The sequence below is a fragment of the Streptomyces sp. NPDC058457 genome (genome assembly GCF_042720695.1).
In the GTDB taxonomy this organism is placed as follows: domain Bacteria; phylum Actinomycetota; class Actinomycetes; order Streptomycetales; family Streptomycetaceae; genus Streptomyces.
Window position 1 is genome coordinate 1 of record NZ_JBHXLU010000163.1, and the last position, 10469, is coordinate 10469.

Sequence of the window (10469 nt, forward strand, 5' to 3'; positions counted from 1 at the left end):
GTCCCCCTCCCCCCCCCCCGCGGGGGGCCCGGGGGGCCACCGCGACCCCCGCGGCCCCCCCCGGCCCGTCCGTGGACGGGTCAGAGGTTGTAGGCGAACCTCCGGCCCGCGCCGCCGTCGACCACCAGGGTCTGACCCGTGATCCAGGCCGAGAGGTCCGTCAGGAAGAACAGGATGGCCGACGCGATGTCGCTCGTCCTGCCCACCCGCCCCAACGGCACCTGTCCGGCGGCCCGGTCGTAGTAGTCGGGCTCGGGGTGCCGCTCGGCCACGCGAGGGGTCGCCGTCTGACCGGGGGCCACGACGTTCACCCGGATGTCCGGTCCGAGTTCGAGGGACGCCGTACTGACCAGGTTGACGAGGCCCGCCTTCGCCGCACCGTACACGGCGTGGTGGGGAGCGGACCGCAGACCCGAGACGGAACCGACGAACACCATCGATCCACCCTCGGTCATGGCCCTCGCGCCGACCTGAAGGGCGAGGAGGACATGACGGAGGTTCAGATCGAGTCCTCGCTGCCAGAGTTCGTCGGTCACCTCGTCCAGCGGGCCGTTGTCGGAGATGCCGACGATGTCCGCCAGCCCGTGCAGCGGACCGAAGCGTGCGACGGCCTCGGCGACCAGCCGCTCCACATCCGCGCGGTCGGTGGCGTCACCGGTGAGGGCCAGGCCGTCGACCTCGTCGGCGACCGCCGCGGCACGCTCGGGGTCCCTGTCGACCACGGACACCCTGGCGCCGACGTTCGCCGCGGCGAGACAGGTCTGCCGGCCGATGCCCAGCCCCCCGCCGAGTACGAGGACATGCCTGCCCTTGAGCTCGATCAGGCCGCGGTATTCGGGCGTGAGTTCGGTGATGCCCATCGTGCCTCCCTCTCTGCCGAGGGGCCGGTCCGCAAGGCGCCGCAGAAGGTGGTGACACGTTCCTTGACGCCCGGCGGAGCCACCTCGTTAATATAGCCATATCCGTTAAAGAAGTTAGATGAATAAGCGAGAAGTGTTCAAGCCGCCGACGGAGAGGTGATTCCCGAATGATCCAGGTGCAGCCGGAACGCTTTCTCCGAGGTGTGCTGCCGGGACTGTCCTGGGTCGACGGTGGCTCACGACTGCCGTCCGCGGGCCACGCGAAGCTGCCGGCCGATACCGTGCGGGCCGCCCGCGTGCCGGCCGGGGTCCATCTCGCCTTCACCGGACCGGTGTCGACGGTCGAGCTGACGGTGGAGGTGGGGGAGCGGACCACCGTGCCTGCCCCCACCGTCCCCGAGGGATTCGTCGTACGAGTGTCGGGGAGCCCCTCTCGCGTGGTGCCGTTGCCCTCCCGGGGCGGAACGGTGCGCGTGCGACTGCCGGAGCGGGACCGGGACCGCGTGGTGCGGGTGTACCTGCCCGAGTCGACGGAGGTGACGGTGGTCGGCCTCGCGGGCGACCACCGCCCGGAACCCGTTTCGCGAGGCCCCCTCTGGGTGGTCTACGGCGACTCCATCACGCAGGGCTGGTCGGTCACGGAGCCCGGCCTGGCGTGGCCCTCACAGGTCGCCGACATCCTCGGACTCGACCTGGTCAACCTCGGCCTCGCGGGGGCGGCGCGCGGCGAACTACTGACCGCCGACGTGCTGGCCGCCTCCGGGGCGGAGGCCGTGACCCTGGCCTGGGGGACCAACGCCTACTCGTCCCTGCCGACCAGCACCGCCCAGATCGCGGAGACGATGCGGCTCTACCTCACCGCCGTGCGCGAAGGCCTGCCCGAGGTGCCGGTCGTGGTGGTGAGCCCGATCGTCCGTCCGGACGCCGAGCACGTCCCCAACCGGTTCGGCGCGAGCCTCGCCGATCTCCGTGCCGCTCTGGAAGAGGCGGTGCGCCGGTTCGTCGAGGCGAGAGGTGACGACCGGGTGACCCTCGTACCGGGGTTGCACCTGGTGCCGTCCGAATGCCTCGTGGACGGCATTCATCCAGGGGACGCGGGACACCGCGGCCTCGCCGAGGGCGTCACCCCGTACATCGCCGCCGGGTTCGGGCGGAACGCGGCACACGCAGGGGCCGGTGCGCCATGACGAGCCAGGCTTCGCCGAACCGGTGGACGGACCCACCGCCATCACCGGCGCGGACACCGCGCCCGCAGGCCGTTCACCACTGACCGCACCAGCGCAGCACCGCCGTACCACGGTGGGGAGGAGTGAGATGGACCCGTCGAACGTGTTCCGCCTGACCGGAAAGGTGGCCGTGGTCACCGGCGCCGGGAGCGGCATCGGGCGGGCGAGCGCGGGTGTCCTCGCCGCGGCCGGCGCCCGGGTCGTCGTCGCCGATCTGGACCTGGCGGGCGCCGAGGAGACCGCGGCCGGCATCAAGGAGGAAGGCGGGGAGGCCGTGGCCCGCCGGGTGGACGTGGCGGACCCGGCCGCCATGGGTGCGTTGGTCGACGAGGCCGTCTCCGGACTCGGACGGCTGGACGTCCTCGTCAACAACGCGGGCATCATGATCCGCCGTCCGCTCGCCGAGGTCCCGCCGGACGAGTTCGACCGCGTGCTGTCGGTCAACCTGAAGAGTGTTCTCTACGGCAGCCAGGCTGCGGCGCGGGTGATGCGGCCGGGGTCGAGCATCGTCAACACACTCTCCACGATCATCGACTTCGCCACCGCCGGCACCGGCTCCTACGCCGCCGCCAAGAAGGGCGGCGAGGCGCTGACCCGGACCTTCGCCGTCGAACTGGGACCCCGGGGCATCCGGGTCAACGGCGTCGCCCCCGGCTGGACGGACACCGGCATCACCCGGCAGCGACACGTGGACGACGCGGGCGAGTTCCAGCAGAGCGGCTTCGACCGACTCGCGAGCAGGATGGCCGCGGCCGCTCCGCTGGGAACGGTGGCCGAAGCCATCGACTCCGCGTACGCCGTGCTCTATCTGGCGTCGGACGCGAGCCGCTGCGTCACCGGACACGTGATCCGCGTCAACGGCGGCGCGTCCATGGCCTGAGGGGCGATCATGACAGGAAGACTGCACGGCAAGGTGGCACTCATCACCGGAGCCGCGCGCGGCCAAGGCGCCTGCGAGGCCGCTCTGTTCGCGCGGGAGGGCGCCGAGGTCATCGTCAGCGACGTACTGGACGATCGCGGTGCGGCGACCGCACGTTCGGTGGCGGGCTGCTACCTCCACCTCGACGTCACCTCCGTCGCGGACTGGAGCGCCGCCGCCGACACCGTGCGCAAGCGGTTCGGGCGGCTGGACGTCCTGGTCAACAACGCGGGGATCGCGCCCGCACGGCTGGGCCGGGTGGACGAGCTCGACGTCGAGGACCACCTGCGGCTCTTCGACGTCAACGTCCACGGCGCCTTCTACGGTATCCGCGCCCTGCTGCCCCTGCTGCGGAAGGGCCGTGGCGCCTCGATCGTCAACGTGTCCTCGATCGACGGGCTGACCGGCATCGGCTCGATGGCGAGCTATGTCGCGTCGAAGCACGCACTGACCGGACTCACCCGGTCGATGGCGATCGATCTGGGCCCGCTCGGGATCCGGGTCAACTCCCTGCACCCGGGGGTCGTCGACACACCTCTGGTCCGCTCGATCGGCGAGGCCCGGTCCGCGAGGCTGGCCCGCACCGTGGGGCGGCAGCCCCTGGCCCGGATGGGCCGGTCCGAGGAGGTCGCGGCCCTGGCCCTCTTCCTCGCCTCGGACGAGGCGTCGTACTGCACCGGGTCCCAGTTCACCGCCGACGGCGGTCATCTCGCCGGCCCCTACCGGGAGTTACCCGTCTGAACAAGGCCCGGCCGACCGGCCGGGACGAGCCGCTCCGACCAAGGGCGGGCTCCGCCGGGAGTCCGCAGTGATCCGAAGTGATCTGACGATGCAGAGCCGATGAAGTCTTTCCCCATGAGGGACCCGTTGGACGACGCCCGGTGCCGACCAGGGCGCCGTCCAGGGATGCTCAGGAGGTCACCGTGTCCGAATCCCCGTCCAGTATGGTCGACAGGGTCGTCATGATCCTGGGTGTCTTCGAGCGGTCCACCGGACCGCTCAACCTGGGGCAGATCAGCGCCCGCAGTGGTCTCCCGCGCTCCTCCGTGCACCGGATCCTCCAGCAGCTCGTCAACGCCCGCCTGCTGAGCAGGTACGACAACGAGTACCGGCTGGGACTGCGCATGTTCGAGATCGGCAGCCTGGTCGTGCACCGCACCCGGATGAACGAGGTCGCCAGGCCCCTGTTGCAGGAACTGTGCACGGCCACCGGACACGTGGTGCACCTGGCGGTACTCGACCGGCAGGACGTCGTCTACCTGGAAAAGGTCGGCGGGAACTTCGCCAGCACCCTCCCGTCCAGGATAGGGGGCCGTTTCCCGGCCCACTGCACCGCGGTGGGCAAGGCGATCCTCGCCCACTCGCCCAAGGAGGTGGTGGACGAGTACCTCTGGAGCGATCTGGGCCGCCGTACGGAGGCCAGCATCACCACGCCCCAGGCCCTGGAAGCCGTCCTCGCGCGGATCCGCAGCACCGGATACGCCACGGAGACCGGCGAGTCCGTCTCCGGGGTGTCCTGCGTGGCCGCACCTGTTCTCGTCATGAACCAGGCGGTCGCCGGCATCTCGGTGTGCGGCCCGCAGGAGCGCATCCGTGTCGACGAACTGAAGTTCCACGTGAAGTGGATCGCCGCCGAGATCTCCCGCCGTCTGACGGCCACCTCCACGCCACGGCCGCGCCCGCGCCCGCTGATCACTTCTGTCCCGCTCAGCGGGCACATGGCGTCCGCAGGCGTGGCCGACGCCGGACGATGAGGGCGTGATGGACGAAGCGGTGATGACCGCGAACCCGCGACGACCGGCCCCGGCGTCCGCCCCGGCCGCGATCCGTCGGCCACGCACACCGCGGTGCCGGTGGACCGCCGCCCGCGGAGGACACTCATGACGGCCGGGACGGAAGCCGTGCTCGCGGCGGCCACCCGGCTGGAGCGGGCGAGTGCCACCGGGCGGGCCTGCGGGCCGGTCACCGACCTCATCGGCGGGACCGACATCGCGACCGCCTACCGGGTGCAGCAGACCGTCACCGAACGCAGGCTGGCCGCCGGCGCCCGGCTGATCGGGCGGAAGATCGGACTGACCTCCGCGGCGGTGCAGTCGCAGGTGGGCGTCGACCGGCCCGACTTCGGCGTCCTCTTCGACGACATGCGCTACGCCGACGGCGACGTGGTGCCCTACGGCAGGCTGTTGCAGCCCAAGGCCGAGGCCGAGGTCGCGTTCCTGCTGGGCCGCGACCTCACCGACACCCGCGACCTGTCCGTGCTGCGGGAGGCCGTGGCAGCGGCCTACCCCGCCGTGGAGATCGTCGACAGCCGTATCGCCGACTGGAAGATCGGCATCACGGACACGGTGGCCGACAACGCCTCGTCCGGGGTCTTCGTGCTGGGCGGTCAGGGACGGTCGCTGGACACCTTCGATCCGCTCGACACGGTCATGACGATGCGGCGCGACGGCGAGACCGTCTCCGGCGGCACCGGGCGCGACTGTCTCGGAGACCCGCTCAACGCCCTCGGCTGGCTCGCCGCGACCGCGATCGAGTTCGGTTCGCCGCTGCGCGCGGGGGACCTGGTGCTCTCCGGGGCGCTCGGGCCGATGGTCCCGGTGCTCCCCGGGGACGTCTTCGAGGTGACGATCGAGCCGCTCGGCACCATCACCGCCCGCTTCTCGGAGGAAAAGGGAGAGTGATGACGGACAGGGTGGGAGTCGCGATCATCGGGTCGGGGAACATCGGAACCGACCTGCTGATCAAGATCAAACGTACCTCGAAGAACCTTGAGGCACTCGCCATGGTGGGGATCGACCCCGAGTCGGACGGTCTGGCCCGCGCCGCCCGCCTCGGCGTGGCGACGACCGCGGAGGGGGTCGAGGGCCTGCTCCGCATGCCGGAGTTCGAGCGGGTCCGGATCGTGCTCGACGCCACCAGCGCCGCCGCCCACGTCGCCAACGCGCGGGCACTGGAAGGGTCCGGACGGCGGCTGGTGGACCTGACACCGGCGGCGCTCGGCCCCTTCGTGATCCCTGCGGTCAACCTCGGCGAACACCTCGACGCCCCGAACATCAACATGGTGACGTGCGGCGGTCAGGCCACCATCCCGATCGTGGCCGCCGTGTCCCGGGTGACCGAGGTGCCGTACGCGGAGATCGTCGCGTCCGTCGCCTCGCGTTCCGCCGGTCCTGGCACCCGGGCCAACATCGACGAGTTCACCGAGACCACCGCCCACGCCATCGAGACGGTGGGCCGCGCCCGCCGCGGCAAGGCGATCATCATCCTCAACCCGGCCGAACCGCCGCTGATCATGCGGGACACCGTGTTCTGCCTGGTCGGCCAGGCCGACCACGACCAGATCCGCCGGTCCGTCGAGGAGATGGTGGCCGAGGTCGCCACCTATGTGCCGGGCTACCGTCTGGTGCAGGACGTGCAGTTCACCCCGATCGAGCGGACCGAGGCCGCGACCCTGCTGCCCGAGACGGCCGGCCCGGTCGACACCAAGGTGTCGGTGTTCCTGGAGGTCGAGGGAGCCGCGCACTACCTGCCCGCCTACGCGGGCAACCTCGACATCATGACGTCCGCCGCGCTGCGCGTCGCCGAGCGGATCGTCGAGCAGGCGGAACTGGTGGCCCGATGACCGAGATCTACGTCCAGGACGTGACCCTGCGCGACGGCATGCACGCCATCCGGCACCGCATCGAGCCCGAGCAGGTCGGCCGGATCGTCGCCGCCCTCGACCGGGCCGGAGTGGCGGCGATCGAGGTCAGCCACGGCGACGGCCTGGCCGGCGCCAGCCTCAACTACGGACCCGGCAGCCACACCGACTGGGAGTGGATCGAGGCCGCCGTCGCCAACGCCCCCCGCGCGGTCATCACGACCCTGCTGCTGCCCGGCGTCGGCACCGTCACCGAACTCCGCAAGGCCTTCGACCTGGGCGTGCGTTCGGTGCGGGTCGCCACCCACTGCACCGAGGCGGACGTGGCGGCCCAGCACATCGCCGAAGCCCGCGAACTCGGCATGGACGTCTCCGGGTTCCTGATGATGAGCCACATGCTCCCGCCGGCCGAACTCACCCGGCAGGCCAAGCTGATGGAGTCCTACGGCGCGCACTGCGTCTACATCACCGACTCCGCCGGCCGGCTCACCTCGGAGGACGTCCGCGACCGGGTCAGGGCCTACCGTGAGGTCCTCGACGACGACACCCAGATCGGCATCCACGCCCACGAGAACCTCTCGCTCGGCGTCGCCAACTCCCTGGCCGCCGTGGAGGAGGGCGCCTACCGCGTCGACGCGTCGCTGGCCGGACAGGGCGCGGCCGCGGGCAACAACCCCATCGAGCCGTTCGTGGCGGTCGCCAACCTCAAGGGCTGGAAGACCGGTTGCGACCTCTTCACGCTGGAGGACGCCGCCGACGATCTCGTCCGGCCGCTCCAGGACCGCCCCGTCCGGGTGGACCGGGAGACCCTCACCATCGGCTACACCGGCGTGTACGGCAGCTTTCTGCGCCACGCCGAGAACGCGGCGCGGCTGTACGGCGTCGACACCCGGGAGATCCTCGTCGAGGCGGGTCGCCGCCAACTCGTCGGTGGGCAGGAGGACATGCTCATCGACATCGCACTGACCCTCCAGACCCAGAAGTCCTGACGTCCCGGACGCCGGCCTTCCCGACCCGGCCGATGTCCAGGACCCCGGGTCGGACCACCACATCGAGCCGTATTCCGGGCCGTCGCCGCATCGACCCGGACTGGGAGGCATTGGAATGGAAACGTCCCGAGCTGGAGTACGAGCAGAAGCCAGAGGTGTCGGACGATGACCGCACTCACCTTCGAGTCGACCAGGGTCACCCACGACGTGGACGGACTCACCTTCGCCTGCCACGAGGCCGGTGAGGGCGAGCCGCTGTTCCTGCTGCACGGGTCCGGCCCCGGCGTCAGCGCCTGGTCGAACTTCCGCTACAACCTGCCTGTCTTCGCCGAACACTTCCGCACGATCGCGCCCGACCTCCCGGGGTTCGGCGGCAGCGACCTGCCGGAACTCACCGAGGTCTATCCGGTGGCCGCCGCGCGCCGGATCGCCGGCCTCATGGACGAACTGGGCATCGAGTCCGCGGTGTTCGTCGGCAATTCCATGGGCGGCGCGGTCGCGGCGGAGCTCGCCGCCCTGTATCCCGAACGGGTCCGCCGACTGGCTCTCATGGGATCGGGCGGACTCTCCGTAGGACTGTTCGCCGCCGAGCCGAGCGAGGGTTTCGTACGGCTCTTCGAGTTCCTCGACGACCCCACCCGGGAGCGCATGATCGCCTGGGTCAGGACCATGGTCAGCGACCACAGCAGGATCACCGACGAACTCATCGACGAGCGGATGCACAACGCCCTGGAGGAAGGCGTCATAGACAAGACCCGGAAGATCATCGGGTCGATGTTCCATCCCGCACTGCGGCAGAAGTACACGCCCCTGTGGACCAAGGCGGCGGCCTTCACCACTCCGACCCTGCTGCTGTGGGGGCGGGACGACCGGATGCTCCCCTACGACCAGGCGCACTTCGCCACCCGGTGGCTGCCGGAGGTCGAGTTGCACACCTTCGCCCGCTGCGGGCACTGGGTGCAGGTGGAGCGCAAGACCGAGTTCGAACGAGTGGTGCTGGAGTTCCTCACCCGGAAGACATCGGAAGTGGAAGGTGCCGGGCATGGCGCATGAAGTCGTCGAGAGAGTCGAGCAGTACGGTCCCAAGCTGGCCGAACTGGCCGTCGAAAACGAGAAGTTGGGCAAGCTGAGCGGCGAGACCGTCGGTCTCCTGCGCTCCGCCGGAGTGCTGCGCCTGCTCCAGCCGACCAAGTTCGGCGGCTACGCGGCCCACCCCCGCGACTTCGCCGAAGCCGTCATGGCCGTGGCCCGGCACGACGGTGCCGCCGGCTGGGTGTGCGGGGTCGTGGGGGTCCACCCCTGGGAAGTCGCCCAGATGGACCCGCGGGTCGCCCAGGAGATCTGGGGCGAGAACCAGGACACCTGGATCGCCTCCCCCTACATGCCGAACGGGATCGCCGAGCCGGTGGACGACGGCTACGTCCTCTCCGGGCGCTGGCCCTTCTCGTCGGGGACCGACCACTGCGACTGGGTGTTCCTCGGCGCGCTCGTCGGGGACGGCAAGGGCAGGCCGGCCTCACCGCCGAGCGTCCTGCACGTGATCCTGCCCAGGTCGTCGTACGAGATCGTCGACGACACCTGGGACGTCATCGGACTGTCCGGCACCGGCAGCAAGGACGTCGTCGTCGACGGCGCGTTCATCCCCGCCTACCGGACCGTCAACCAGGACGAGGTGTCGGCCGGAGAGGCGGCGGAGGGAAACGGGGTCACCGAAGCCCTCTACCGGCTGCCGTTCACCTCCATGTTCCCGCTCGGGATCACCTCGGCCGTCATCGGCATCTGCGAGGGAGCCCTCGACGTCCACCTGGCCCAGCAGCGCGACCGGGTCGCGGTGACCGGGGTGCAGGTGCGCGACGACCCGTACGTGCTCTACTCGGCGGGCGAGGCCGCCTCGGAGATCGCCGCCTCCCGTGTGCAGCTGATCGACGGGATCAGCCGGGTGTACGACCGGGTCGCGGCCGGAGAGCCGGTCTCCGTCGAGGAGCGCTCCAGGGTCCGGCGCAACCAGGTGCGCTGCGCCTGGCGGGCGGTGTCGGCCCTCGACGAGATCTTCGCGAGGTCCGGGGGCAACGTCATCCGGCGGGACAACCCGCTGCAGCGCTACTGGCGGGACGCGCATGTCGGCCTGGCCCACATGATCCATGTGCCGGGTGCGGCCTACCACGCCAACTCCCTGGCCCAGATGGGTCTTGAACTGCCTCCGCAGCTGCGGGTGCTGATCTGAATTCCGGCGCCGTGGGCGAGGAGGAGAGAACACATGCAGAGTGAGAGCGGAACGAACGCCTCTTCCCCCGGTGTGCCGGACTCCCCGCACGACAAGGGCCACTTCCGCCAGGTGCTGGGGAACTTCCCCACGAGCGTGGTGGCCATCACGGCGGGAATTCCCGGAAGTCGGCCCGAGGGGATGATCGTCGGATCGTTCACCTCGGTCTCCCTCGATCCGCCCCTGGTTGCCTTTCTGGCGGACCGCTCCTCCGGGACGTTCCCCAGGATCCGGGCGGCCGGGCGGTTCTGCGTCAACGCACTGGCGGCCGACCAGGAGGTCCTGTGCCGGTCGATGGCGACCAGGAGCGCCGACCGCTTCGACGGCGTTCCCTGGCGGCTCTCGCCGTTGGGAAACCCCGTGCTCGACGGCGTGGTCGCCTGGATCGACTGCGAGCTCGCGGAGGTCGTCGAGATCGGCGACCACTGTCTGGCCGTGGGGCGGGTCCATGCCCTGCGCGCCGAGTCGGCCAAGACACCGCTGCTGTTCTTCCGCGGCGGCTACGGCGACTACTTCTCCACCACTTCGCTGGTCCTGGACCGGCTCGTCGGCTGGTAGCGGCGGTCCCGCGA

General features: G+C 70.6%; 11 protein-coding genes. 10 read left to right on the forward strand and 1 reads right to left on the reverse strand.

Features of this window, described 5'->3' with window-relative positions; genetic code table 11:
* Positions 1–80: 80 nt before the first annotated feature.
* Positions 81–860, reverse strand: coding sequence for an SDR family NAD(P)-dependent oxidoreductase (locus tag ACFWPS_RS53175; protein WP_383721644.1), 780 nt, complete (start codon positions 858–860; stop codon positions 81–83).
* A 167-nt stretch (positions 861–1027) separates the two neighbouring features.
* Here ACFWPS_RS53175 and ACFWPS_RS53180 point away from each other — a divergent pair, with 167 nt between their 5' ends.
* The 10 genes from ACFWPS_RS53180 (at position 1028) to ACFWPS_RS53225 (ending at position 10455) form a co-directional block, all read left to right on the forward strand.
* A complete protein-coding gene (locus ACFWPS_RS53180) occupies positions 1028–2047 on the forward strand; it encodes a GDSL-type esterase/lipase family protein (RefSeq protein WP_383721646.1) in 1020 nt (339 codons plus the stop codon).
* 127 nt (positions 2048–2174) lie between these two features.
* Positions 2175–2966, forward strand: a complete 792-nt coding sequence (locus ACFWPS_RS53185; protein WP_383721648.1) for an SDR family NAD(P)-dependent oxidoreductase — start codon at positions 2175–2177, stop codon at positions 2964–2966.
* A gap of 9 nt (positions 2967–2975) precedes the next feature.
* The gene (locus tag ACFWPS_RS53190) at positions 2976–3746 is read left to right on the forward strand and encodes an SDR family NAD(P)-dependent oxidoreductase (protein WP_383721651.1); all 771 of its coding nucleotides are present in this window, start codon (positions 2976–2978) and stop codon (positions 3744–3746) included.
* 182 nt (positions 3747–3928) lie between these two features.
* Positions 3929–4759 carry an IclR family transcriptional regulator gene (locus ACFWPS_RS53195; protein WP_383721653.1) on the forward strand — a complete coding sequence of 277 codons (831 nt, stop codon included), beginning with the start codon at positions 3929–3931 and terminating at the stop codon, positions 4757–4759.
* 126 nt (positions 4760–4885) lie between these two features.
* Positions 4886–5686 carry a 2-keto-4-pentenoate hydratase gene (locus ACFWPS_RS53200; RefSeq protein ID WP_383721655.1) on the forward strand — a complete coding sequence of 267 codons (801 nt, stop codon included), beginning with the start codon at positions 4886–4888 and terminating at the stop codon, positions 5684–5686.
* Positions 5686–6627, forward strand: a complete 942-nt coding sequence (locus ACFWPS_RS53205; protein ID WP_383721657.1) for an acetaldehyde dehydrogenase (acetylating) — start codon at positions 5686–5688, stop codon at positions 6625–6627. The genes ACFWPS_RS53200 and ACFWPS_RS53205 overlap by 1 nt, the downstream gene beginning before the upstream one ends.
* Positions 6624–7634: a 4-hydroxy-2-oxovalerate aldolase gene (gene dmpG / locus ACFWPS_RS53210; protein ID WP_383721659.1), complete on the forward strand. Its 1011-nt coding sequence runs from the start codon at positions 6624–6626 to the stop codon at positions 7632–7634. The genes ACFWPS_RS53205 and dmpG overlap by 4 nt, the downstream gene beginning before the upstream one ends.
* A 165-nt stretch (positions 7635–7799) precedes the next feature.
* Positions 7800–8687, forward strand: a complete 888-nt coding sequence (locus ACFWPS_RS53215) for an alpha/beta fold hydrolase (protein WP_383721661.1) — start codon at positions 7800–7802, stop codon at positions 8685–8687.
* Positions 8677–9858, forward strand: coding sequence for a hydroxylase (locus ACFWPS_RS53220; protein ID WP_383721663.1), 1182 nt, complete (start codon positions 8677–8679; stop codon positions 9856–9858). Before ACFWPS_RS53215 ends, ACFWPS_RS53220 begins: the two co-directional genes overlap by 11 nt.
* Before the next feature lie 33 nt (positions 9859–9891).
* Positions 9892–10455, forward strand: a complete 564-nt coding sequence (locus tag ACFWPS_RS53225) for a flavin reductase family protein (protein ID WP_383721665.1) — start codon at positions 9892–9894, stop codon at positions 10453–10455.
* Positions 10456–10469: the final 14 nt, after the last annotated feature.

Bases quoted from the DNA above. Each gene is read 5' to 3' on its own strand.
- ACFWPS_RS53175 (WP_383721644.1), bottom strand. From the start codon at position 860: ATGGGCATCACCGAACTCACGCCCGAATACCGCGGCCTGATCGAGCTC.
- ACFWPS_RS53180 (WP_383721646.1), top strand. From the start codon at position 1,028: ATGATCCAGGTGCAGCCGGAACGCTTTCTCCGAGGTGTGCTGCCGGGA.
- ACFWPS_RS53185 (WP_383721648.1), top strand. From the start codon at position 2,175: ATGGACCCGTCGAACGTGTTCCGCCTGACCGGAAAGGTGGCCGTGGTC.
- ACFWPS_RS53190 (WP_383721651.1), top strand. From the start codon at position 2,976: ATGACAGGAAGACTGCACGGCAAGGTGGCACTCATCACCGGAGCCGCG.
- ACFWPS_RS53200 (WP_383721655.1), top strand. From the start codon at position 4,886: ATGACGGCCGGGACGGAAGCCGTGCTCGCGGCGGCCACCCGGCTGGAG.
- ACFWPS_RS53205 (WP_383721657.1), top strand. From the start codon at position 5,686: ATGACGGACAGGGTGGGAGTCGCGATCATCGGGTCGGGGAACATCGGA.
- dmpG (WP_383721659.1), top strand. From the start codon at position 6,624: ATGACCGAGATCTACGTCCAGGACGTGACCCTGCGCGACGGCATGCAC.
- ACFWPS_RS53215 (WP_383721661.1), top strand. From the start codon at position 7,800: ATGACCGCACTCACCTTCGAGTCGACCAGGGTCACCCACGACGTGGAC.
- ACFWPS_RS53220 (WP_383721663.1), top strand. From the start codon at position 8,677: ATGGCGCATGAAGTCGTCGAGAGAGTCGAGCAGTACGGTCCCAAGCTG.
- ACFWPS_RS53225 (WP_383721665.1), top strand. From the start codon at position 9,892: ATGCAGAGTGAGAGCGGAACGAACGCCTCTTCCCCCGGTGTGCCGGAC.